Below are 24030 nucleotides of genomic sequence, written 5' to 3' on the forward strand. Positions count from 1 at the left end.
CGGCGTGCGGCCAGCACGCGAGCGGCGCGTCCTGCCTGTCTCAGGCCTGCGCCAGCGACGGCACCCCCTCTGTATCGGCGCGGCGCGTCCGCTGCGGCCGCACCTCTGCCTGCATGCTGACGCGGAAGGTCGCCACCGCGTCGCGCAGGCGTCCGGCCTGCTCTTCGAGCGAACCGGCCGCCGCTGCAGCCTGCTCCACCAGTGCCGCGTTCTGCTGCGTCACCTCATCCATCTGCGCCACGGCCTGGTTCACCTGTTCGATGCCCGAGCTCTGTTCGGCCGATGCCGCGCTGATCTCGCTCATGATGTCCGTCACGCGCTTGACCGCCTGCACGATCTCGTCCATCGTCGTGCCGGCCTGGCCCACCAGCGCCGTGCCGTTGTCCACGCGCGCCACCGTGTCGCCGATCAGGCCCTTGATCTCCTTGGCCGCATTCGCGCTGCGCTGTGCAAGGCTGCGCACCTCGCCTGCCACCACCGCAAAACCACGGCCCTGCTCACCCGCACGCGCGGCTTCCACCGCCGCGTTCAGCGCCAGGATGTTGGTCTGGAACGCAATGCCTTCGATCACGCCGATGATGTCCACGATCTTGCGCGACGCTTCGTTGATCTCTTCCATCGTGTTCACCACGCGGCCAACCACCTCGCCGCCGCGCACCGCGGTGTCCGACGCATTCGCCGCCAGGCCGCTCGCCTGACGCGCGTTGTCCGCGTTCTGGCGCACCGTGCTGGTCAGCTCTTCCATGCTCGAAGCGGTCTCTTCCAGCGACGCCGCCTGCTGCTCGGTGCGTTGCGACAGGTCGTTGTTGCCCGCGGCGACCTGATGGGTCGCCGACGAAATGCTGGCCATGCCTTCCTGGATCTCGTGCACCACCGACAGCAGGCTGCGCTGCATGGTCTGCATGGCCTGCGCGAGTGCGCCGACCTCATCGCCCGAGCGGTGTTCAAAACTGGTGGTGAGGTCCCCCGCGCCCATGCGCAGGGCAAAGTCGAGCATTTCGCTAACGGGACGATGCACGCGCGACAGCAGCATCGTGCCGGTCGCGAAGGCGGTCACCGCCGCCAGCACGAATCCGCCCCACAGCCAAGGGCGTACCGCGGCAACGGCGTCGCCGCCGAATGCTTCGGCGGCCAGCAGCGCACCCAGGAAACAGACCAGCCCGCCGGCCTGCGACCACAGGATGCGCCGGCGCAGATTCAGGCGCGTGGCTCGGCCAAACCAGCCCGCCAGGCCAGTACGCACCACGGCGCCCTCGCGGATAGCCAGGCCGTTCGCGCGTCCTTCGCGGAAGCGTGCATAAGCGGCGCTGGCCGCCTCGATTTGCTCGCGCGTGGCCATCGAGCGCACGGAGGTGTAGCCCACCAGGCGGCCATCGATACGGGTCGGCGTGACCGTCGCGCTGACCCAGTAATAGTCGCCGTTCTTGCGGCGGTTCTTGACCATGCCCACCCACGAGCGGCCCGCCTGGATGCTCTGCCACAGGTCGGCAAAGGCTTCCGGCGGCATGTCGGGGTGACGCACCAGATTGTGCGCCGCGCCCAGCAGTTCCTGCGCGCTGAAGCCGCTCGCATCGATGAACGTACGGTTGGCGAAGGTGATGCGGCCTTTGAGGTCGGTACGCGAAATCAGGTAGTCGTCAGGGGAAAGCTTGTATTCGTTTTGCGTGACGGGTTGGTTGTTTCGCATGTATGACATTGACAGCTAGCTTCGGGCACGGCGGCTGCGACAGCAGCACCACTCAAAGCGGTTTGGCAGGGGGCGGCGGCACGGGATGGGTGCCGGCTCCGCTGGCCGGGCCGGGCGGGTTTTGCCCGCGGCCGGAGCGACCAGCGTTCGGGCGTGGCTCAGGCCAGCGCTTCGAGCGCGGCAAGCTCTTCGGTATTGAGGAGCTTCTCGATATTCACCAGGATCAGCATGCGCTCGTCGACCGAACCCAGCCCGCGGATATAGTCGGTGGCGAGTTCGCTGGTGAAGTGCGGGGTAGGCTTGATCTGCGCCGGCGCCAGCGTAAGCACGTCGGACACGCCATCGACGACGATGCCGGTGGTGCGGTCGCTGAGGTCGACGATGATCACGACGGTGTATTGGTCGTAGCTGATCTTTTCCTGGCGGAACCGGATGCGCAGGTCGATGATCGGCACGATCGTACCGCGCAGGTTGATCACGCCCTTGATGTAGTCTGGCGCATTGGCGATCTGCGTCACGGACTCGTAGCCGCGGATCTCCTGGACCTTCAGGATGTCAACGCCGTACTCCTCGCGCCCGAGCCGGAACGTCAGGAATTCCTCGCCGGCGCCTTCCGCCTTGTCGATCTGTTTCATCGTTGCTTTGCCCCCCGGTTGGCTGCTGGTGACTCGTGTCCGCCGAGGCACCATGCAGGCGCCGGCGGCACGGGGACCTTTTCACTTTGTCCCCCATTATTTACGGCAGCGCGGCGAGTGCCTGAAGGGCTACGCATGGCAATTCGACCCCTTCGTTAGTGGGGGATTGCGTGAATGGCCGTTCAGTTGCCCAGCGCGGCCACCGCGGCCATGAGCTGGTCCGGATCGAAGGGCTTGGGTAGAAAGCCAGATGCCCCGGCCTCGCGCGCCTGCTCGCGGATGCGATCGTCGGCTTCGGTGGTCAGCATCAGGATGGGAATGCGTGCATAGCGTTCGGTCGCGCGCAGGTGGCGGATCAGCGTCAGCCCGTCCATACCGGGCATGACCTGGTCGGTCAGCAGCACGTCGAAGCTCGCTTGCGCAGCGAGCGCCTGTGCCTGGTCTCCATCGGCGGCCTCGGTCACTGTATAGCCGCCGGCGCGCAGGCATGCGGCAATCATGCGACGCAGGGACGGCGAATCATCGACGACGAGGATGCTGGGAACAGACGTGGGAGGCATGGTGGCTCCGTGGGCACACGGCGGTTGGATCCGTCAGGGGCATGACGCAGCCGGCGGCGGACAGGCCGGCGCGGGCTGCGGGGATTGCCGTCAGGGCAATGGCGGCCTGCCGCAATGGATATCGGCAGGCTTATGCAGCAGCTTGAGGGAATAAGGGAGTAAGGGGATAAGCGGAGCGTGTTGTGGTCGTCTTGCGCCGCTGATGCGCAGCGCGTCAGCGCACGGCCTGGACTTCGCGCGCGGCGTCCTTCTGCTCGAGCGCCTCGGCAAATCCCGCGGCATCCAGCGGCAGCGACAGCAGGTAGCCCTGCACCTCGTCGCAGCCCATCTCGTTCAGGATGTCGAGTTGCGACGTCGATTCCACGCCTTCGGCCACCACCCTCATGCGCAGCTCGTGTGCGAGCGCCACCATGGAGCCGACGATGGCCCGGCCCTGCGCATCGGCATCGAGGCCACCGATCAGCGTCCGGTCGATCTTCAGCGTGCCGACGCGCAGCCGCTTCAGGTAGCCGAGGCTCGAATAGCCGCTGCCGAAGTCGTCCAGCGCCACCTGGATGCCAAGCGATTGCAGTTCGGCCAGCGTTTCGAGCGACTTGGCGATGTCCTTCATGGCCGCCGTCTCGGTGATTTCGAGCGTGATGGCCGACGGCGGGATGTCGTGCTGGTGGATCTGCTCGAGCAGGTATTGCGGGAAATTGCGGCTGGCAAAGCGCAGGCCCGATACGTTGATGGCCACCGGCACCAGCGGCAACCCGGCGTCCTGCCACTGGCGCACGTGCCGGCATACGCTGGCAATGACCCAGTCATCGAGCTTGTCGATCTGGCTGGACTGCTCGGCCACGGCAATGAACTCGGCCGGGCTGACCTGGCCGAGCGCCGGGTGGCGCCAGCGGCAAAGCGCTTCGGCGCCGACCACGGTGCGCCGCCGCGCGTCGAACTTGGGCTGGAACTGCAGCGACAGCGCGTCGTCCTGGATCGCCGTCCACAGGTCGCGCCGGATCACGCGCGTGCGGCGCGCACGCTCGCCGGCCGCACTGTTGAACAGGCGCACCTGGTTGGAGCCGCTTTCGCGCGCCTCGGTCAGGCTCACGCGGGCGGCCTGCATCAGCGACTCGGACGTCTGGGCATCGCGCGGATAGATGGCAATGCCGATGTTCACGCCGATCTGCATCTGCAGGCCGCGCGACGCCACGAACTCGGCCAGCGAGCCGAGCACGCGCGAGCCCAGTTCCTGCGCCCGGCCGTGGTGGACCATTTCGGGCACCCCGACCGCAAATTCGTCACGCGCGAGCCGGGCCAGGAAATCGTGGGGTTCCAGCGCGGCCTGGGCCAGCGCGCCGGCATCCTGCGCGAGGATGTCATCCGCGCGCACTTCAAAGACTTCGTCGACTTCGCGGAAATCCGCGACATGGATCAGCAGGACGGCACAGCTGCTTTCGGCCAGCCGCGCCTGGGCGATCGCCTGGTCGAGCCAGCGCCCGAACGCGACCCGGTCCGGCATGGCCGTGGCGACGCTGTACTCGGCCACGGTGCCCTGGCCGCGCGCGCCGGGCCGCACGACCAGGCGCCCGGGAATCCGTCCGCCACGCCGGATCTGCCGCGACTCCACCACGCGCAAGGCGCCAGACGCGTCGTCGGACAGCTCGTCGGTGATGCCAGCCGCATTGCGCTTTGGCGCCGCCACCCAGCCGCGCGACTGCGCCTTGTGGACGAGGAACATCAGCAGGCACAGCGCGGTCAGCCCACCCGCCAGCCAGGCCGGATGCGGCAATCCCGCCGCGTCGATGCATGCGCGTGCAGTCATGGAACCGGCGCCGCAGACCCGGCCAAGCCGGGTACCCGCCACCGCCACCAGCCCGGCGCCGGCCAGTGCCGAGGCAATCGCCGCGCCGCGCCAGAGCCGCGCGCCCTGCCTGAGCCACGCAAACAGCAACTTGCCCGCAGAGGTAGCGGCGGCGGCAACGGCAAAGGCCGCCGCCATCTGGGCAGTTTCATTGGCCGCCGGCACCGCGCCGGAGCTGATTACCACTACGAACGGCAATCCGACTGTCAGTTGCGACAGCAGCGCGGCGGACCACGTCAGCGCGCGCAATGGGCGGCGAGCCCCTACCTCCGGCCGTGCCTGGCGACCGCCGAGAACGGCGGCCACGCCGAGCAGGGCGGCCAGCAGCAAAAGGGCGGTACTCAAGGCGATCATGCGATTGCGCGGAAATTAAAAGAATGCGCGAACACTCGGGCGGTGCGAGGCAAACCCCGAATCATGGCACTTTGCAGTCGCGCTGTGAACAAGGCAATACTTCATCCGTGCTAGAAAGCGCTCCAGTCGTCGTCCGCGCCACCCTGCACCGCCGCAACCGCGCGCGCAGGACGTACCGTGGCGGATGGACGGGCCAGCGTTGCCGCCGCGCGCGGCTTGACCGGCTTTGCCTGCGGCGTGCGCACGGCGACTTGCGCAACTGTACCGGCTCCGCCGCCCAGATTGAATACCGAAACCACACTCTTGAGCTTGCGGGCCTGCTCTTCCAGCGAACCGGCGGCCGCAGCCGCCTCTTCCACCAGCGCGGCATTCTGCTGCGTGACCTGGTCCATCTGGGTGACGGCCTGGTTCACCTGTTCAATACCGCTGGTCTGCTCCTGCGAGGCAGCGCCGATCTCGTTCATGATGTCGGTGACCCGGCGCACAGCCTGCACGATCTCGCCCATGGTCTGGCCAGCCTCCGCTACCAGGCGCGTCCCGCTTTCCACGCGCTGGCCGGATTCACTGATCAGCGCCTCGATCTCCTTGGCCGCGGTCGCGGAGCGCTGCGCCAGGCTGCGCACTTCCCCCGCCACCACCGCGAAGCCCCGCCCCTGCTCGCCCGCACGGGCCGCTTCGACCGCGGCATTGAGCGCGAGGATATTCGTCTGGAATGCGATGCCTTCGATCACGCTGATGATCTCGACCACCTTGCGCGAGGCGTCGTTGATCTCGTTCATGGTGTCGACCACGCGGCCGACCACGTCCCCACCCTTGACAGCGATCTGCGAAGCCTCACCGGCCAATATGCCGGCCTGGCGGGCATTGTCTGCGTTCTGGCGCACAACGGTCGTCAGCTCTTCCATGCTGGCGGCGGTCTCCTCGAGCGAGGAAGCCTGCTCTTCAGTGCGTTGGGACAGGTCCAGGTTGCCACTCGAAATCTGTTCGGTGGCCGATGCCATGGAGTCCGCGCCAACGCGCACGTCGGACACGATCTTGTGAAGGCTGTCCTGCATGGCCGCCAGCGCCTGCATCATGCGTCCGACTTCGTTGCGGGACACCGTGCTGATGCGCGAGCTCAGGTCGCCGCGTGCGATCCGCTCCATCACCGTCAGCGCTTCCTGGACCGGGCGGACGATGGCGCGGTTCAAAGTCACGGTGCACAGTGCCGCAATGGCAAGCCCCGCGACGATCAGCACGATCGACAGCATGCGGATCCGACCGAAGCGTGCCTGCGCCGCATCGAAGCTGTCCTGGCCGGTCGTCAACTGGAATTTCTGCAGCGCTTCATGCGCCGTCGACAAGCTGCGCTGCAGTTCGGGCACGACCTTGCTGGCCAGCCGAACCGCCTCTCCATTGTTTCCGGCCAGTGAAGCCTTCTGCAACGGCTCGATGCCCTGCGTCATGAAGTCCGTACGCTTGCGTCCGAGTTCGTCGGCGAGCGCCTTCTCCTGGTCGTTCTGCGGCAGGCTCATATAGCGCTTCCAGGCGGAATCCGAGGCCTCGACGAAAACCCTGGAGCGATCGACGTTGACCTTGGGGTCATCCAGCTCGCCCTGCATGACGTTGCGATCAAGCGCCAGGCGCATACGCACCGTGGCCAGCATGGCGTCACTCAGCGCCATCGTCGAGGCGAGCTGGTTCGAATACGTTTCCTTCAATGCGTCATTGCTCTGAGAAATTCCGTGCAGCCCTGCGCCCCCCATCAGGATGAGCAGCAACGACAACGTGGCCATGGCGCCCCTTAACAGGGTCTTGATCTGGATATTGTTCTCGAATGGCATGATGAATGCGACGGTAGGCAATCCGCAGGACCCACCCCTGGCCCCGGTACGGCGAACCGACACCCCGACGATCCGCCCTGCCCGGATAACGGCGGGTACCACTGGTTCTTGAGGCAATCTCAAATCCTGCGGCGCGTCATCAGGAAATGTCGGATATACCGCACGTGACGTATCTCCGACATCGTCGTGGATGCGAAAAATGTCATTTCGGGCAGGTCGGTCGCAGCACCATGCGGGATTATCTGTATTTCAATTGCGAAGTCCCGCCGACACCCGCGGCAAGGTGCGAAAAAAACAATTGACCCATTTGTCCCAGTTCCACACGGGCGCCGCAGACGGGCAATTCGCCAGCACGGTGCAGGCCAACGCTGCGACATGGCATGCCCGGAAAAGTTCATGAGAAAACCGCTGGAGAATCTTCCTAATTTTGCATGCCAAACACTGATGAAGGATTTGCAGCGGCGCGCGAGCCCGATATAATGCTTTTCGACATTCCGCACCCACCCGATACCCGAGGATCAAATGGCGACGACTTATCAGGAAATCGTTCAGAAAATCAACGAACTGCAAAAGCAGGCCGAGGAAATCAAGGCCCGTGAGCAAGCCGCAGTGATTGCCGATATTCGTGAGAAAATCGACCAATATGGCCTGACGGCGGAAGACCTCGGTTTTGGCGTGAAGGCCGTGGCCGGCAAGAAGGCGGCCAACCGCAAGGTGCCCGTGCGTTATCGCGACAGCGCCGGCAACACCTGGACTGGCCGCGGCAAGCGTCCGGGCTGGTTGACCCAGGCCCTGGCGGCCGGCAAATCGGTGGACGATTTCCTGATCCGCTGATCATTCGGTTGCTTCTGCCAAAGCAAAACGCCACGGAAACCTCCGTGGCGTTTTTGTTTTGGGCGTTTGCCGCAGGTCGCGGCAACGCAGAAACGGGTACGCCCTGGATTTCAGGCGTCAAAGCCGTTGGGGTTGGTGGACTGCCAGCGCCACGAATCCACGCACATGCGATCGAGGTCGTGACGCGCGCGCCAGCCCAACAGTTGGTGAGCCAGAGCGGGATCGGCATAGCACGATGCAATATCGCCGGGCCGGCGCGCCACGATCTCGTAAGGCACCGGACGGCCGCTTGCCCGCTGGTACGCCGCCACGACTTCCAGCACGCTGTAGCCACGACCGGTGCCAAGGTTGACCGTCATGCTCTGGCCCCGGTCGCGCAAGCAGACCAGCGCGGCCAGGTGGCCGTCAGCCAGGTCGCAGACGTGGATGTAATCGCGTACACCGGTGCCGTCCGGCGTCGGATAGTCGCCGCCGAATACCATGAGCTTTTCACGCCGGCCGCCAGCGACCTGTGCGACATAAGGCATGAGGTTATTCGGAATGCCGCGCGGGTCTTCGCCGATCAGGCCACTTTCATGCGCGCCAACCGGGTTGAAATACCGAAGGTAGGCAATGCGCCACTCGGGATCCGATTTTTCGAGATCGCGCAGGATTTGCTCGCCCATCAGCTTGGTCTGGCCATAGGGGTTGGTGGCCGAAAGGGGGAAATCCTCAAGAATCGGCACCGCATGCGGATTGCCATAGACAGTGGCCGACGAACTGAACACCAGTTGTTTTACCCCGGCGTCGCGCATGGCCGCGCACAGCGTAAGCATGCCGTCGAGGTTGTTGCTGTAATACTCGAGCGGCTGGCTGACGGATTCCCCTACCGCCTTGAGCGCAGCGAAATGGATTGCGCCGGCGATGTCATGTTCGGCGAACAGGCGATCCAGGAGCGCGCGGTCGCGGACATCGCCCTCGACAAAATGCGGGGCCTGCCCGGTAATGGTTGCCAGCCGGTCCACCACTACACGGTTGCTATTGCACAGATTATCGAGCCCGATCACCTTGTAGCCGGCGTTGAGCAATGCCACCCATGTATGGGAAGCGATATAGCCGGTAGCACCGGTAAGCAGCAACGTCTGGGACATGGAAATTCAGTAATCAATCAGAAAAACGATGGGCGAACATCGACCATCGGAGGCAGCCGACTCAGTGCGGTGTGTGCAGCACACGCCGGAACAACCTCTATTATCGCCGACGCAGCGACGGCCGGCCTGGGTCAGCCGCCCGCCCCGGCGCTTGCCGGCAGCAGCCCTGCACGTGCTACCCAGGCTTCGTGCGCGGCCCGCAGCCGCCAGCCAGACTCGAAGTCGCGCATGCCGAGCCACTGCGCCACCATCGCCGGCGAGGCACCGGCCTCGAAATGCATTGCGCCGCAGGTGTTGCGCAGGGTCTGCGGCGATGCGCGTTCACTGCGGGCGGACAGCACGCCAGCCTCGTCGAGCAGCAATTCCACACGCCGGTAGACAGACGCCGCATGCAGCGGGCGTCCACTCGGCATGGCCGGAAACACCAGGTCGCCGAGCGTTCCCGATGCTTCGCGCAGGGCAAGCCAGGCCATCAGCGGCCGGTGGGCAAACGCAAACAGCGGCGTTTCATAGGTGCGGCCGCTCTCCGGCTTTGCCATGCGCAGCATCACGCGCCCGGTGCGGCTGCTGTCGATGGCCAAGGTGCGCAGCGCGCGGACTTCGCCGACCTTCAACCCCGCCCCCAGCAGCACCGCCACCAGTGCGGTGTCGCGCGCGCGCTTCCATTCGGTGGGCGAAACGCCGGCACCCTCCGCGGCAGCTTCGCCGGCCGGACCGAGCACGCGCGCGATCAGCAGGTCGCGCTCGCCGGGCAGCAGGAACGCCGTCGGATCGTTCTCGCCCTCGGCCAGGTGCGCGCGCACCGCCTGGCTCGCCGGGTTGTGCAGGCCATCCTGCAACCGGGCGAGATGGTTGTAGATCCGCTCGATCAGACGCGCATAGCGGTAGCGATGCGACTTGTGCAGGTCCTGTTCGTCCAGGAACTCGCCGATCTGGCCGGCGGACCAGGACAGCGGCGCCAGGCCGCGTTCGGCCGACCAGCGCAGCAGTTTTCCCCACATCGCGCGATAGACCACGCTGGTCCCATGGCGGAAGCCGTTGCGCGCAAGCCAGCCGTCGAACGCACGCTCGGGATGGCTGTGCCAACTTGCCAGGTCGGCATCGAACAGGGCTGCCTGGGGTCCGTCCGCGCTGGACTCGCTGTGCTGAGTGGTCACTGACTCTCCGGCAAAAGATAACGGCAATGCGCTAATTGTAGACAAGCCGTCACTGGACAGGCTGTCGGCCTGTGTGACTACGCAGCGCATGCTTGCGGGGGCGTCGTGCTCGTGCTACCTTTCATCCATTAATGCAACTGGTTGCATAGTTTGGATGACTTGCCAACCGGCAGAACGAGGAGACCACCGTCCATGAACGCCGCACTGATTCCGAATGCCCAGCCCACCCTGGCCGCCTGGCACGAAATGCTTGCCACCCATTCATTCGAAGGACTGGGCGAGATCATGGCCGACGACGTGGTGTTCCGCTCGCCTGTGGCCCATACGCCATACCCGGGCCGTGCTGCCATCGTGCTGGTGCTGACCACGGTCAACCAGGTATTCCAGGAGTTCCGCTACCACCGCAGCTTCGTCAGCGAAGACGGCCATAGCGTGGTGCTCGAATTCAGCGCGCAGGTCGATGGCAAGCAACTCAAGGGCATCGACATGATCCGTTTCGACGCACAAGGCAAGATCGCCGAGTTCGAGGTCATGATCCGTCCGCTGAGCGGTCTGCAGGCATTGGGCGCCGCCATGGGCGCACGCCTGGCCAGCCAGAAGCAAGTACTCACCGGGGCGGCCTGAAGCCGCCCGTCAACGCTACCTCGCCCGCTTCCATCAAGGAGTTCCGCATGTCGCTTCCCGCCCAGCTGAAGAACCGGCTCTCGCTGCCGGCCGTATGCTCGCCGCTGTTCATCATTTCCAATCCGGACCTGGTCATCGCCCAGTGCAAGGCCGGCGTGGTCGGTTCGTTCCCCGCGCTCAATGCGCGGCCGGCGCCGAAGCTCGAAGAATGGCTGGACCGCATCACGACCGAACTTGCAGAACACGACGCCAAGCACCCGGACCGTCCGTCCGCGCCGTTCGCAGTCAACCAGATCGTGCACAAGTCCAACGACCGGCTCGAGCATGACCTGGAAATGTGCGTGCGTTACAAGGTGCCCATCGTGATCACCTCGCTGGGCGCGCGCACCGAAGTCAATGACGCCGTGCATTCGTACGGCGGCATCGTGCTGCACGACGTCATCAACAACACGTTTGCGCGCAAGGCGATCGAGAAAGGTGCCGACGGCCTGGTCGCCGTCGCAGCGGGCGCGGGCGGCCACGCCGGCACGCTGTCGCCGTTCGCGCTGCTGCACGAAATCCGCGAGTGGTTCGACGGCCCGCTGCTGCTGTCAGGCGCCATTGCCAGCGGCGACGCCATCCTGGCCGCGCAGGCGGCAGGCGCTGACCTGGCCTATATCGGCTCGGCCTTCATTGCGACACAGGAAGCGAATGCCCAGGACGCCTACAAGCAGATGATCGTGGACAGCTCGGCGAACGACATCGTCTACTCGAACCTGTTCACCGGCGTGCACGGCAACTATCTGCGCGGCAGCATCGAGCGCGCGGGCCTGGACCCGCAGGCCCTGCCGGAATCGGATCCGTCGAAGATGAATTTCGGCTCCGCCAGCGCCAAGGCATGGAAGGACATCTGGGGTGCCGGCCAGGGCGTGGGCGCGATCAAGCGCGTGGTGCCTGCTGCCGAACTGGTGCGCCGCTTTACCGAGGAATATGCGCTGGCCCGGCGGCGCCTGGGGCTGCCCGATGCCGCGCTTGCGCAGCCGGCGCGCACGGTGGACGTCGCCTGACGACGTCGGAAGGGTTCATTCCTGGCGGTTGCCGGACGGCGCCGCCAGCAGGGGCAGCAGGTCGTTGCCCCACGCCACCCAGTCCTGTTCGAAGCGAATGCCGCGACGCAAAAGCGCGAAGCGCAACTGCTGGCCGCGGTCCGGGCGCGCGCCAGCGAAATCCCGGCGCTCGATCGCCTGATAGGTTTCCAGCCGCGCCTGGTGCAATGCAATCAGCCGGCGCATTTCATCGGCCAGGCCCAGCGGGCCGATCGCCGCATCCGCACGCAGCTTGACCAGGATCTCTTCGCGCTGGTCCAGCCCGGCGCCGGGCTCCAGCACCCACCGCACCAGTTCCTCGCGGCCTGCCGGCAACACGTGGTAGACCTTCTTGCGGCTCTTCTTCTCTTCGCCATTGGCCGTGGTATTGCCGTTGGCTTCGCTGCCCTGTTCGTTGTCTTCGGCGGCAATCCATCCATGTTCGGCCATGCGGCCCAGTTCTCGATAAATCTGCTGGTGGGTCGCGTGCCAGAAATAGCCGATCGAACGATCGAAACGGCGTGCCAGGTCATAACCGGACGACGGTTTCTCGATCAGGGAAATCAACAAGGCGTGCTGTGTCGACATTCGCTGGGAAGGTAGCCATGTGGGCGGTTGATCGGCCGGGAAGCGATACGACTGCGGGTACGACTGCGGCCTCACGGTGGATCGCGCTATGGTAGCGCAAGGCCTTGCGCGGCAACCGCTGAACGCATATCGACAGGCAATGTCTGACCAATGTCTGACGCTCCGGGGCGACGACAATTGCTACAGAATCGTTAAAACAAACAATTTTGACAACGCACGCCTCTTAGAATTAAAAAAGACTGAATAGCATTTCTGCGACGCATGGCATACATTGCGAACATTACCCCCTGTATGCGCGAGACTGGCATCGCCTCCCCCGCTCGCGCCCTGTTATCGGAGCCAATGGAAATGACGAGAGGACACGATCTTGCAGAAGACCGTGACGTCGCCTGGGAAGCGGATACCGTGCAGCTTCCGGCCGAGGGCATGGCACCGCTGCCGGCCCGACCACCGGTCTACTACCGTCTGCCCGATACGCCGGACGGACATCACATCAAGGAGTACGCGAGCGGCCTGCGCCAGCTCGTGCGCTTCGTGGGCGTTGAAGAACAGGTGGTGAAGTACTGCCTGGGATAGCCAAGCCTCCTCCGGGATAACCTAGCCGGTTGTCTCCTCCGGGCCTGCCTGTGGGCACGGATTGAACCCGCCGATATGGCGGGTTTTCTTTGGCCCCGACCGTCGCCCCAAATGCAAAGAGCCGGCCCATGGCCGGCTCTCTTCAAGGCAAGGCTGCTGCCAGGATCAGTCCACGGTCGCGCCCGAAGCCTTCACCACCTTGGCCCACTTCGCGGTTTCGGACTTCATGAACCCGGCGAGCTGGGCCGGCTTTTCCGGATACGGCTCGGCGCCCTGGTCGGCCATCTGCTTCTTGACTTCCGGCATGGCCAGGATCTTCACGACTTCGGCGTTCAGGCGGTCGACGATGGCTTGCGGCGTGCCGCCGGTCGCGTACAGCGCGAACCACGACGTGGCTTCATAGCCGGGCACGCCCGACTCGGCCACGGTCGGCACGTTCGGCAGCGCCGGCGAGCGCTTGGCCGAGGTCACGGCGATCGCGCGCAGCTTGCCGGCCTTCACATGCGGGTACGACGACGGCATGTTGTCGAACATCAGACCGATCTGGTTGCCCAGCAGGTCGTTCACAGCAGGCGCGCTGCCCTTGTACGGGATGTGCTGGATGTGCAGGCCGGTCATCGAGTTGAACAACTCGCCCGACAGGTGCATCGACGAACCGCTGCCCGACGAACCGTAGGACAGCTTGTCCGGATTGGCCTTCACGTAGGCGACCAGTTCCTTGATGTTGTTGACCGGCACCTTGGGGTTCACCACCACCAGGTTCGGCACCATCGCGACGCGGCTGATCGGCGCAAAGTCCTTGACCGGGTCGTACGGCAGCTTCGAGTACAGCGACTGGTTGATCGCGTGCGTGCCAATGGTGCCCATGAACAGCGTGTAGCCGTCGGCCGGTGCCTTGGCAGCCAGCGAGGCGCCGATATTGCCGCCTGCGCCCGGACGGTTGTCGATCACCACGGGCTGGCCCAGCGCCTTGCCCAGTTGCAGGCCGACGATGCGCGCCAGGATGTCGGTGGTGCCGCCTGCCGAGAATGGCACGATCATCGTGATCGGCTTGGTCGGGTAGCCGCCCTGTGCATGCGCGGCGCCGGCAAAGCCGGCAATGGTGGTGGCCAGCGCAACGCCTGCGGCCAGCAGGCGGCGGCGGGTCGTGGAAGTCTGGGAATCGAGTCTCATCGGTTTACTCCGGTTGTCCTTGCTGCCCGCGCGCACCATGTGCCGGTCGCGGGCTATTGCCAGATAGCGTGATTGCTGCCCTGAAAGAAGACAGCGCGGTGGCGCTGTCCTCGCCGGATGTGGCCCAAAGGAAAAGGATCACATCCTGATATGACGTTTTAATAACGTCTCTTCTATTGAATGCTTGAGAAGGCGCGCGCGTCAGACCGGTGCCACGCCAAGCGTGGTGCCGCCGCACACGTAGAGCACCTGACCCGTGACAAACCCGTTGTCGGGCGACAGGAAGAACAGCGCGGCACGTGCCACGTCTTCCGGCGTGCCCATGCGCTTCACGGCGATGCTCGCAAGGATACGGCGGGTCTGTTCGCTGCCTTCGGGATTGCTCTTGCGGAACAGCTCCGTGGCGATCGGGCCCGGCGCCACCGCGTTCACGGTGATGCCGTCGCCGCCGAGCTCCATGGCCAGCGTGCGCGTCATGCCGATCAGCCCGGCCTTGGTCGCCGAGTACACCACGCGCTCGGGCTTGCCCAGTGCCGCGCGCGACGCCATGTTGACCACGCGGCCAAACCCGGCGGCACGCATGGCCGGCAGGCAGGCCTGCGTGAGCAGCATGGCCGCCTGCAGGTGCAGGCCGACGACATAGTCGAGGTCGGCCACCGTAGCTGTGTCGGCGGTGCCGGGACGCGTGGCGCCCGCGTTATTCACCAGCCGCGTGACCGCGAACTGCGAGGTGACCTGCTCCGCCACGGCGCGCGTCGCCTCGGCATTGGTCAGGTCAGCCTGGAAAAAGGTCATGTTGGGGTGCGACCAGCCCGGCTCGGTGTAGTCGATATTGACCACCCGGGTGGTGCCGTCTGCCAGCAGCATTTCGCTGATGGCGCGCCCGATACCGGAACTGGCGCCGGTGACGATCGTGGCGTTGGGGAGGGACATCTTTGACTCGCTAAAGAATTACCGCAGTCCTGCGCCCTCTCCCGCTTGCGGGAGAGGGTTGAGGAGAGGACAGGAGCCACCACAAAATGCAGGCTATCGTGCTTGCCACACGCCTGCCCTCTCCCCCAGCCCCTCTCCCGCACGCGGGAGAGGGGAGCAAACCCGTCAGACGCGTTCGATCACCATGGCGATGCCCTGGCCCACGCCGATGCACATCGTGCACAGCGCGAAACGGCCGCCGGTGCGATGCAGCTGGTACATCGCGGTGGTCACCAGGCGCGCGCCGCTCATGCCGAGCGGGTGGCCCAGCGCGATCGCGCCGCCGTTCGGGTTGACGCGCTTGTCGTCGTCGGCGATGCCCAGTTCACGCAGCACGGCCAGGCCTTGCGCGGCGAACGCTTCGTTCAGTTCGATCACGTCGATCTGATCCAGCGTCATGCCCAGCTGCTTCATCAGCTTCTGCGTGGCCGGTGCCGGGCCGATGCCCATCACGCGCGGTGCCACGCCGGCCGTCGCCATGCCGACGATGCGCGCACGCGGGGTCAGGCCGTGTTGCTTGATGCCGGCTTCGCTGGCAAGCAGAATCGCGCAGGCGCCATCGTTCACGCCCGAGGCATTGCCGGCGGTCACGGTGCCGTCAGGACGGACCACGCCGCGCAGCTTGCCCAGCGCTTCCATGCTGGTCGCACGCGGGTGCTCGTCACGCTCGACGATGATCGGGTCGCCCTTCTTCTGGGCGATCGTCACGGCGGTGATTTCCTGGGCCAGCGTGCCGTCGGCCTGCGCGCGCGATGCCTTTTCCTGGCTGCGCAGCGCCATCAGATCCTGGTCTTCGCGGCTGATCTTGTAGTCGGTCGCGACGTTTTCGGCGGTCTCGGGCATCGAGTCCACACCGTACGCGGCGCGCATCGCCGGGTTGATGAAGCGCCAGCCGATGGTGGTGTCGAAGATCTGCGCATCGCGCGAAAACGCGCTGGTGGCCTTGCCCATCACGAACGGGGCGCGGCTCATGCTTTCCACGCCGCCGGCGATCATCAGCGTGGCTTCGCCGGCCTTGATGGCACGCGCTGCGGTGCCGGTCGCGTCCATGCCCGAACCGCACAGGCGGTTGAGGGTGGCGCCCGGCACGTCCTGCGGCAGACCGGCCAGCAGCGACGACATGCGTGCCACGTTGCGGTTGTCTTCGCCGGCCTGGTTGGCGTTACCGTAGATCACGTCGTCCACGGCCTTCCAGTCGACGTTCGGGTTGCGCGCCATCAGCGCCTTCAGGGGCACCGCGCCCAGGTCGTCCGCACGCACGGCGGACAGGCTGCCGCCGTAACGGCCGATGGGGGTACGGATGGCGTCGCAGATAAAGGCTTCGGTCATGTCTCTCTCTCGGTCTTGATATCAGTGGTCAGCCCTGGATCAGGGTAACGCCGGTCAGGCGCTGCAGCTCGTCAAAGCTCAGCCCTTCCACCAGGTCGCGCGCAACCAGCCCGTCGGTGGTCACGTCGATGGTGGCCAGATCAGTGTAGATGCGCGTCACGCAACCGATGCCGGTCAGCGGATAGGTGCACTGCGGCACGATCTTGCTTTCGCCCTGCTTGGTGAGGTGTTCCATCATCACGAACACCTGCTTGGCACCGATGGCCAGGTCCATCGCACCGCCCACGGCGGGGATGGCGCCCGGTGCGCCGGTGTGCCAGTTGGCCAGGTCGCCCTTCTCGGAAACCTGGAATGCACCCAGCACGCAGAAGTCGAGGTGGCCGCCACGCATCATGGCGAACGAGTCGGCGTGGTGGAAATACGAACCGCCAGCCTTGATCGTCACCGGCTGCTTGCCGGCGTTGATCAGGTCGCCGTCTTCCTCGCCGGCCGCGGGCGCGGGGCCCATGCCGAGCAGGCCGTTCTCGCTGTGCAGCAGGATTTCCTTGTCTGCCGGCAGGTGGTTGCCCACCAGCGTGGGCAGTCCGATGCCGAGGTTCACTACGGCACCTTCGGGGATGTCCTTGGCCACGCGGGCGGCCATCTGGTCGCGGGTCAGTTTTTGCATGTTCGCTCTCCTTCGCTCAGACTTTCACCACGCGCTTGACGAACAGGCCCGGGGTCACGATGTGCTCCGGATCCAGCTCGCCCAGTTCCACCACGTGGCTCACCTGCACGATGGGGCACTTGGCAGCCATGGCCATGATCGGGCCGAAGTTACGAGCGGTCTTGCGGTAAGTCAGGTTGCCCCAGCGATCGGCCGTGTCGGCCTTGATCAGCGCGAAGTCGGCATGGATGGGCTTTTCGAAGACATAGCCCTGGCCGTCGATGATGCGCGTTTCCTTGCCTTCGGCCAGCGGCGTGCCGTAGGCCGTGCGCGTGAAGAAACCGCCGATGCCGGCACCGGCGGCACGGATGCGCTCGGCCAGGTTGCCCTGCGGCACCAGTTCCAGTTCGATTTCGCCGGCGTGGTACAGCGCATCGAACACGTACGAATCCGTCTGGCGCGGGAACGAGCAGATGATCTTGCGCACGCGCTTGGTCTTGAGCAGCGCGGCCAGGCCGGTGTCGCCGTTGCCGGCGTTGTTGTTGACGATGGTGAGATCGCGCGCGCCCTGGGCGATCAGGGCATCGATCAGTTCAGCCGGCATGCCTGCCATGCCAAAGCCGCCGATCAGGATCGTGGCGCCATCGTGGATGCCGGCCACCGCCGCTTCCACCGAGTCGAATAGCTTGTTGATCACTTGCGTTCCAGTCCGGGTAGGGGTCTGGCAGGTGCCGGGACCGGCCGCAAGGTGCGGCGCGCAAAAACTGTCTCCGTGCATGCCTGCCGGACGGGCGTCTGGCGCAAGCACCGTTGATGGCGCACTAGCCAGGACGTGTTCCAACAGAAGTGCGTCAGTTTTGTTCTAATTACGAACTTGAATTCGCACTCTGAACAGAATATACCTCGCGGCAAACGCGGGTCAAGGCGACGGTAAAGAGCTTGTCCGGTAATCGGCCGTAGTCGACGGGCCCCGCCGGCATATGTCGCATGCGGCACACCGCAGGATGCGCCGACGCCTCACCCATGGTCTGTAGGACAGGGCCGACGCCACAATCGGCCCGGCTACGATATGGCCGCCGACCGCCCCTGCCTATGCTTCCATCAAGACATGCCGCACGACAAGCGCCAACGCCATCGGACCACCCGGCCAGCCACGGCAAGTCTGCACGACAACGAGTCCGGCCTAAATCGCAGGACCAGAACAGCCAGAGGAGTCGGTCATCATGGCATTCGCCAGCCCCCGCCACCCCAGTCCTTCCAGCACCTTCAATCGTAGTCATGACGAGGCGCTCGAACGGATCCTGCGCACCACGCGGCAACACTGGAAGCTTGACGTCCCGCCAGCGGAGCCGACCCCGCAAATGCCCTCTCCGCGCCTGCGCATGCGCCTGCCTCGCCTGGCGGCCTGCGCATTCGAGGCGCAGATCATGGCGATCCGCTGCCAACAGGCTTTCACGGCCTGAACCGTCGCCAGCCCCGTCGCCAGCCTGCCAACCGTCGCCCTCAGGGCAGTTGCATCACCGCGCGACTGCCCGCAGTGCCCGGCCTGACTTCCAGCCGCACATCAATGCGTTCGCGCAGTTCGGCCACGTGGGAGATGATCCCCACCAGCCGTCCGGCCTGCTGCAAGTCCAGCAGCGTGCGAATGGCGAAGTCCAGGCTTTCCGGATCGAGCGTCCCGAAGCCTTCGTCGACGAACAGCGTGTCGAGCTGGATGCCGCCCGAGCGCGACTGCACCACATCGGCCAGTCCAAGCGCCAGCGACAGGGAAGCAAGGAAGCCTTCGCCTCCCGAAAGCGTGTTGGCCGGCCGTGCCGCGCCGGTGTCATAGTCGAAAACCTCCAGATCGAGGCCGCCGGCAGAACGCTGATCGGTCTGCTCGCGCACGCGCTGCAGGGTGTAGCGGCCGCGGCTCATTGCCAGCAAGCGCACGGAGGCGGCTTCCAGTACCTCGTCGAGCAAGGTGGCCAGCACGAAACGCTGGAACGTCATGCGGCGCGGGTTGTTGCCATTGGCGACCTCCGCCAGGCGTCCGAGCACGGCGTAGCGCGCTTCTATCTCGCTGTTGGCAGCGGCCAGTGCATCGAGTTGCCGCTGGCATTGCAGCAGGTTGTCACGCATGCGTCCCCGATCGGCCTGCCGCCGGACCAGGTCTTCCACAGCGGCCGCAGCGCTCGACGCTGCAGTACGCAAGCCGTCGATATCCGGTGCGGACAGGCCTTCGGCAGCGGCAATCGCACGAGAAAGGCCGTGCGCGGCCACCGCGAGTGCTTCGTCGTACTTGCGCACGGCATCATCCAGCGCGTCCATTGCCGCAGCATCGAGCCGAGCCGCGCCGAAGGCCGCCATGTCGGCAAACCCCGCCGCCGCCAGCATGGCATCCGCCGTGCTGCGGGCCTCTTGCAGACGTTCGCCTGTCCGGACTTGCGTCGCCAATGCCGACTGGCTGGCCGCTTCGGCGCGCGCCAGCGCTGCGGCGGCATGCTTGTCGGCTGCCTGCGCCGCTTCGAAAGTGGCGACAAGCGCGGCCATCTGCTTGCGCGCCTGCTGAAGCCCGGCTTCGATCGCTTCGGGATCGCGTGAACCTTCCGGCAACTGCGCACAGGCCGCGCGCCATTCGCCCTGCAACTGGGCAAGCGCCTGCGCCGCGGATTCCACCGCTGTGCAGGCCTTGCGGTGGAAGTCGTCAGCCGTAGCCAGCGCCGAACGCCGTTCCTCGATGACCGCCGGCATGCGCTCCAGCCGGGCAGCCGAGGCCTGTGCCGCCGCCAGGTCGCGCTCAAGCTGCGCGGTCTGTGCCGTCAGGTCCTGCGACGTCGATTCCACGGTGCCCCGCACACCATCGCCGAGATCGGCGTCGAGTTCCGCGAGTTGCGCGGACAGGCGCTCGACGTCCGCCTGCGCGGCGTGCCGGGCATTGGCCGCGCGCAACGCGAGATCGTCGGCCCCGTGCGACGCAATCCGTGCGTGTTCGAGCGCATCATCCGATACCAGTTCGCCGCTGTGTTGCGCCAGCGACGGATGATCGGTGCCACCGCATACCGGACATGTGTCCCCCGCTGCCAGCGCGGCAGCCAGGCGCGCGGCCTGTCCGGTGCGCCATGCTGATTCGGTGGTGGCCAGCGCCGCGCGGGCGGTCTCACGGCCGGTTGCGGCGCGCGTCGCCGCAGCGTCGCTGCGCGCAAGCGCCTCGCCAGCCTTCGCCACCGCCTGTGCCGTCTGCCGGTATCGGGCAATCTGCCTGGCACGCCCCTGCGCCGCCTGCAGTTGCAGGCTCAGCGCCTGCGCCTGTGCAGCGAGCATCTGGGCACGCCGCTGCTCGTCTTCGGACGTGGCCAGCTCCGCTTGCCGCTGTGCCAGCGCCTGCGCGGCACGATCCCGCGCGGCGACGGTATCGCCCTGCTGCGTCTGCGCCGCCTCGAGCGACTGGCGCAGGCTGCCAAGCTGACGTGCGCGCGGCAGCAGCGCCTCGAACTCCATCACTCGGCGCTGCGCCGCCTCGCGCACGTCGCCACGACCAAACTCGGCGTGCAGACGCTCGCCCGCCTGGCCTGCCTCTACCTGCCGCTGTCGCAGCGCGCCCGCCGCCTGCTCCACGGCGGCCTGTGCGGCTTGCTGGTCGCGTTGGGCAGTATCGAGCTGCTGAATGGCAGGCCACGCCTGCGCGGCCCGCCGCGCCGCCTGCAAACGCATGCGCTGTTCGTCGACCGTCGCCTTGCGGGCCAGCAAGGCATCGTGAGCAGCTTGCGCGTCGGCACGTTCGCGCAGCCGCGCCGCGACCTGCTCGCCGCCTTGCAGCGCCGTCTGCGCAGCAGACAGCGTGGCACGCGCAGCCTGTTCCTGCTGTTGCAGGTCGCCCAGTTCCTGCTGGAGTTGGGCGATGCCTGCAGCCAGCGTTTCTGTCGATTCCATCTCGAATTGCCCGAGCAGCGCCTGGCGCTGGTCGCCGATGCGCTCGGCTTCGCGCTTGATGCCGGCCGCCTCGCCCTTGAGCAGTTCTTCCACGCGCCGGTACAGCTCGGTGCGGAACAGGCGCTCCAGGATCGATTGCCGCGCCTGCGAGCTGGCCGTCAGCAGTTCGCGGAAGCGACCTTGCGGCAGCACGATGACCTGGCGGAACTGCGCGCTGTCAAAGCCCAGCAGATCGCGGACGGCCTCGGTGACCTTGGCCGGCTGGCCGGCCCTGCTGACCCAGCTGTCACCTTCCCATGCGTCGAGCTGGGCCTTCGGGGTCTCGTTGACCATGCCCTCGCCGCGCTGCTTCGGCCGCTCCTGCGCGGGCGAACGCACGACGCGGTAGCGCTTCTCGCCAAGGCTGAATTCGAGCGCGACTTCCGTGCGCAATCCCGGCGCGGCGTTGGCGCTGCGCATGGCCTGCGCGCTGCGCTCGCCGCCCGAGGTATCGCCATACAGCGCGAAGCAAACCGCATCGAGCAGCGTGGTCTTGCCGGCACCGGTGGGCCCGTGAATCAGGAAGAAGGCCTGCTCGCCGAGCCGCGTGAAATCGATCGCCTCGGTGCCGGAAAACGGCCCGAAGGCCTGCATCGTCAGGTGCAAGGGTCTCATGCGGACTCCCGCTGGGCTGCGGCCATGCCGGCCAGCACCTGCTCCAGCGCGCCGCGCTGGCCGTCATCGAGTTCCGCATCGGCCACTTCGCGGAAAAAGCTTGCGAAGAGCTCGCCCGTGCTTTGTTCGCGCAGGCGCCGCGCAGCATCGCCGGCTACACCGCCGCGTGCCAGCACGGTGCGCTCGACCGCGAGCGCGTTGGGATAAGCCTGCCGCAGCTTCGCCATCGGGTCCAGCAGCGCGCCAGTGTCCGTCAGGCGTGCATAGACATAGTCGTCACGTCGCGCGTCATCGGCGGCAGCGGCGATCAATTCAGCGAGTGCGCCTTCCACGATGCGCAGGTCGCGTAGCGGCCGCAGTGGCATGGGCGTGATTTGCACGCTGCCGTCGGCGCCAAGCTCGATCATCGACACGGATTTGTCGTGGCCGCATTCCGACAGCGAATACTTGAGCAGCGAGCCCGCGTAATGCACGCGCCCGTCCAGCGTCTGGGGCCGGTGCAGGTGGCCCAGCGCGACAAGGTCGAAACCTTGGAACGCCTGCGCGGCAACAGCGCCGCTGCCGCCCACCGACAACGGCCGCTCGGATTCGCTGACCGCGCCGCCGACCACGAACGCATGGCCCACCACCACGGAGCGCACACCGGCCGGATGACTCGCACGGATCGCGTCGAGTTGCGCGCACAACGCCGCCTCATGGGTGGGCAGTTCGGCACCGAGCGCGTCGCGCACGACGGCCGGCTCCGCATACGGCAGCGCATAGAGTCGCACTTCGCCATGCGCGTCATGCAACGACACGCAGGCTGGCGTGGCGGAGGTGCACCCGGCGACGTGCAAGCCCTGCGACTGCATCAGCCGGGCGCCGAATTCCAGCCGCTGTGCGCTGTCGTGGTTGCCGGCGATCAGCACGACGGGCACGCCCACGTCCAGGATGATCCGTGCCAGCACGTCATCGAGCAGCGCCACCGCTTCCGGCGGCGGCACGGCACGGTCATAGACGTCGCCGGCGATCAGCACGGCGTCGGGCCGCTCGGTGCGTACCAGTTCGACAAACTGATCGAGGATGTAGGCCTGGTCTTCAATCAGGCTGCGGGCATGGAAAAGCCGCCCGAGATGCCAGTCGGCGGTGTGCAGGAAACGCAATGTGGATACCTGGTCTGCGGTGTGAGGGTGGCGTGTCCGGCACGGCGGCACGCGGTACAGCCGGCATCATAACTGTGCGCGCGGCGCACAGGTGCCGCCTGTCCCTCAGGAAACCACAGGCCCGGTGAACACCGTGAGCACGCCGGTGTAGCCGTACAGATGGTCGCGTGCGATCTCGCCATTGGCAAAGAAGCCCGCCATCGGCAGGTCGCCCAGCGCACGGCGCACGATCTGCAGTTCGGCACTGGGCGCACCGAAATGCGGGCCGCCCCGTCCCGAACAGCTGATATAGAGCGCGCCGAGCGCCTTGCCCACAGTGCCGCCCTCGATCTCGGCCCGGATCTCCGTAGCGATGCGCGTCAGGTCCGTGCGCGCCGCGGCCGGATTGCGCGTGCAGAACGCCAGCCGCATGCCGGGTTCAGGGACATCCGCCAGCGCGAGTACGCGATGCTGCACGTCCAGACCGATCAGATGCCGCACCATGGTCTCGGCGCCGAACATGCCCGGCAGCCTCGGCGCATCGTCGGTACCGGCGCTGAGGCCGGCCAGCGTCCCCGACAGCGCCTCGGCCATGGCCTTGGTCGGCGCGTCGCGCTCGAGCCCGAGATCCTTGAGCACGCAGTCGAGTGCGGGTTCATGGTCCAGCGTGAACACCACGTTGCGTTCCGCACGCGTCACTGTTCGCGCGGGCCCGATCGGCTGGCAGCCCTGCGTCACGCGAGAGATCATGCCAACGTCGGGACCGAACAGTACGCCCGACAGGCCGCCCGTGAAGATGCCGTCGGCAATTTGCAGCGTCTGGTTGCGTGCCGATGACAATCCGCCGAACAGGTAGCCAGTCGCCGTGCGTTCGCTCAGTTCGCGCAGCAGGTCCTGCAGGTCTGGCGTCGAACCCTCCGCATGCACGAGCGCGGTATGCGGCGTGAAGCCTGAAGTGGCGGGCGGTAATGGCTGGCGTCCGGAGAACAGCCGGAACGCGTCCCGCGCCAACGGCGCCATCATCAACGCCATGGCGGGCTCGTCGATGTACTCGACCCCGCTGGCCGATACGCCCATCGCCGCCGTACCGACCCAGGCCACGCCGGGCCATTCCTGCTGCAATGCATCGAGAATGCGCTCGGCCGCCGTTGCGTAGTAGTCGCTCAGGTAGCACCAGCCGAGCGTCAGCGCGACCGCGCTGCCCAGCCGGGCATGTTGCACCGCAAGCTGGGCCTCCAGTTGCTGGCGGCAGTCGGCCAGCGCGTCCTGCCAGCGGGCATTGGCCGCGTGGGCATGTACGAAGGCAGCGTCATGCATGGTGGAACCTCCATTGCGCCTTCGTCGGGCG

21 protein-coding genes are annotated in these 24030 nt (G+C 66.2%); 5 read left to right on the forward strand and 16 right to left on the reverse strand.

From position 1 onward, the window contains the following. Positions 1–40 precede the first annotated feature (40 nt). The 5 genes from KHO41_RS27790 to KHO41_RS27810 all read right to left on the reverse strand — a co-directional run bounded on the left by KHO41_RS27790 (position 41) and on the right by KHO41_RS27810 (position 6902). Positions 41–1687 carry a methyl-accepting chemotaxis protein gene (locus KHO41_RS27790; protein ID WP_211956464.1) on the reverse strand — a complete coding sequence of 549 codons (1647 nt, stop codon included), beginning with the start codon at positions 1685–1687 and terminating at the stop codon, positions 41–43. 158 nt (positions 1688–1845) lie between these two features. Then, positions 1846–2322, reverse strand: coding sequence for a chemotaxis protein CheW (locus KHO41_RS27795; RefSeq protein WP_211956465.1), 477 nt, complete (start codon positions 2320–2322; stop codon positions 1846–1848). A 182-nt stretch (positions 2323–2504) separates the two neighbouring features. Further along, complete coding sequence (locus KHO41_RS27800; RefSeq protein ID WP_211956466.1) at positions 2505–2882, reverse strand: response regulator; 378 nt, start codon at positions 2880–2882, stop codon at positions 2505–2507. Between the two features lie 214 nt (positions 2883–3096). After that, a complete protein-coding gene (locus KHO41_RS27805) occupies positions 3097–5079 on the reverse strand; it encodes a putative bifunctional diguanylate cyclase/phosphodiesterase (protein WP_211956467.1) in 1983 nt (660 codons plus the stop codon). 110 nt (positions 5080–5189) lie between these two features. Next, the gene (locus KHO41_RS27810; RefSeq protein ID WP_211956468.1) at positions 5190–6902 is read right to left on the reverse strand and encodes a methyl-accepting chemotaxis protein; all 1713 of its coding nucleotides are present in this window, start codon (positions 6900–6902) and stop codon (positions 5190–5192) included. A 522-nt stretch (positions 6903–7424) separates the two neighbouring features. On the opposite strand from KHO41_RS27810, the gene KHO41_RS27815 reads away from it, so the two are divergent. Next, on the forward strand, positions 7425–7736 hold the full coding sequence (locus KHO41_RS27815) for an H-NS histone family protein (protein ID WP_211956469.1): 312 nt from the start codon (positions 7425–7427) through the stop codon (positions 7734–7736). Positions 7737–7846: 110 nt separating this feature from the next. On the opposite strand, the gene galE is transcribed toward KHO41_RS27815, so the two are convergent. After that, positions 7847–8866, reverse strand: a complete 1020-nt coding sequence (gene galE / locus KHO41_RS27820) for a UDP-glucose 4-epimerase GalE (protein ID WP_211956470.1) — start codon at positions 8864–8866, stop codon at positions 7847–7849. A 131-nt stretch (positions 8867–8997) separates the two neighbouring features. After that, positions 8998–10023, reverse strand: coding sequence for a tyrosine-type recombinase/integrase (locus KHO41_RS27825; RefSeq protein WP_211956471.1), 1026 nt, complete (start codon positions 10021–10023; stop codon positions 8998–9000). Between the two features lie 192 nt (positions 10024–10215). Here KHO41_RS27825 and KHO41_RS27830 point away from each other — a divergent pair, with 192 nt between their 5' ends. Continuing rightward, positions 10216–10647: a nuclear transport factor 2 family protein gene (locus tag KHO41_RS27830; RefSeq protein WP_140949612.1), complete on the forward strand. Its 432-nt coding sequence runs from the start codon at positions 10216–10218 to the stop codon at positions 10645–10647. 47 nt (positions 10648–10694) lie between these two features. Then, positions 10695–11693 carry an NAD(P)H-dependent flavin oxidoreductase gene (locus KHO41_RS27835; protein ID WP_211956472.1) on the forward strand — a complete coding sequence of 333 codons (999 nt, stop codon included), beginning with the start codon at positions 10695–10697 and terminating at the stop codon, positions 11691–11693. A gap of 15 nt (positions 11694–11708) precedes the next feature. Here the strand turns inward: KHO41_RS27835 and KHO41_RS27840 are convergent, their stop codons facing one another. Continuing rightward, positions 11709–12299 carry a PadR family transcriptional regulator gene (locus KHO41_RS27840; RefSeq protein ID WP_211956473.1) on the reverse strand — a complete coding sequence of 197 codons (591 nt, stop codon included), beginning with the start codon at positions 12297–12299 and terminating at the stop codon, positions 11709–11711. A 348-nt stretch (positions 12300–12647) separates the two neighbouring features. Between KHO41_RS27840 and KHO41_RS27845 the strand changes: the two genes are divergently transcribed. Further along, positions 12648–12875 (forward strand): hypothetical protein, encoded by a 228-nt coding sequence (locus KHO41_RS27845; protein ID WP_211956474.1) that lies wholly within the window; start codon positions 12648–12650, stop codon positions 12873–12875. A gap of 165 nt (positions 12876–13040) precedes the next feature. Here KHO41_RS27845 and KHO41_RS27850 read toward each other — a convergent pair whose 3' ends face one another. From KHO41_RS27850 to KHO41_RS27870, 5 genes are all read right to left on the reverse strand, one after another. Beyond that, a complete protein-coding gene (locus KHO41_RS27850) occupies positions 13041–14048 on the reverse strand; it encodes a Bug family tripartite tricarboxylate transporter substrate binding protein (RefSeq protein WP_211956475.1) in 1008 nt (335 codons plus the stop codon). Positions 14049–14249: 201 nt separating this feature from the next. Next, positions 14250–14981: an SDR family NAD(P)-dependent oxidoreductase gene (locus KHO41_RS27855; RefSeq protein WP_211956476.1), complete on the reverse strand. Its 732-nt coding sequence runs from the start codon at positions 14979–14981 to the stop codon at positions 14250–14252. A 165-nt stretch (positions 14982–15146) separates the two neighbouring features. Then, positions 15147–16349 carry a 3-oxoadipyl-CoA thiolase gene (gene pcaF, locus KHO41_RS27860; protein ID WP_211956477.1) on the reverse strand — a complete coding sequence of 401 codons (1203 nt, stop codon included), beginning with the start codon at positions 16347–16349 and terminating at the stop codon, positions 15147–15149. 28 nt (positions 16350–16377) lie between these two features. Next, positions 16378–17016: a 3-oxoacid CoA-transferase subunit B gene (locus KHO41_RS27865; protein WP_211956478.1), complete on the reverse strand. Its 639-nt coding sequence runs from the start codon at positions 17014–17016 to the stop codon at positions 16378–16380. 16 nt (positions 17017–17032) lie between these two features. After that, on the reverse strand, positions 17033–17692 hold the full coding sequence (locus tag KHO41_RS27870; protein ID WP_211956479.1) for a 3-oxoacid CoA-transferase subunit A: 660 nt from the start codon (positions 17690–17692) through the stop codon (positions 17033–17035). A 526-nt stretch (positions 17693–18218) separates the two neighbouring features. Here KHO41_RS27870 and KHO41_RS27875 point away from each other — a divergent pair. Next, positions 18219–18458 carry a hypothetical protein gene (locus tag KHO41_RS27875; protein WP_211956509.1) on the forward strand — a complete coding sequence of 80 codons (240 nt, stop codon included), beginning with the start codon at positions 18219–18221 and terminating at the stop codon, positions 18456–18458. 40 nt (positions 18459–18498) lie between these two features. On the opposite strand, the gene KHO41_RS27880 is transcribed toward KHO41_RS27875, so the two are convergent. The 3 genes from KHO41_RS27880 to KHO41_RS27890 form a co-directional block, all read right to left on the reverse strand. Further along, positions 18499–21561 (reverse strand): AAA family ATPase, encoded by a 3063-nt coding sequence (locus tag KHO41_RS27880; protein WP_211956480.1) that lies wholly within the window; start codon positions 21559–21561, stop codon positions 18499–18501. Further along, a complete protein-coding gene (locus KHO41_RS27885; RefSeq protein ID WP_211956481.1) occupies positions 21558–22703 on the reverse strand; it encodes an exonuclease SbcCD subunit D in 1146 nt (381 codons plus the stop codon). Before KHO41_RS27885 ends, KHO41_RS27880 begins: the two co-directional genes overlap by 4 nt. Positions 22704–22808: 105 nt before the next feature. Further along, positions 22809–23999 (reverse strand): FIST signal transduction protein, encoded by a 1191-nt coding sequence (locus tag KHO41_RS27890; protein WP_211956482.1) that lies wholly within the window; start codon positions 23997–23999, stop codon positions 22809–22811. Between the last annotated feature and the right edge of the window lie 31 nt (positions 24000–24030).

Source organism: Cupriavidus numazuensis (assembly GCF_905397435.1).
In the GTDB taxonomy this organism is placed as follows: domain Bacteria; phylum Pseudomonadota; class Gammaproteobacteria; order Burkholderiales; family Burkholderiaceae; genus Cupriavidus; species Cupriavidus numazuensis.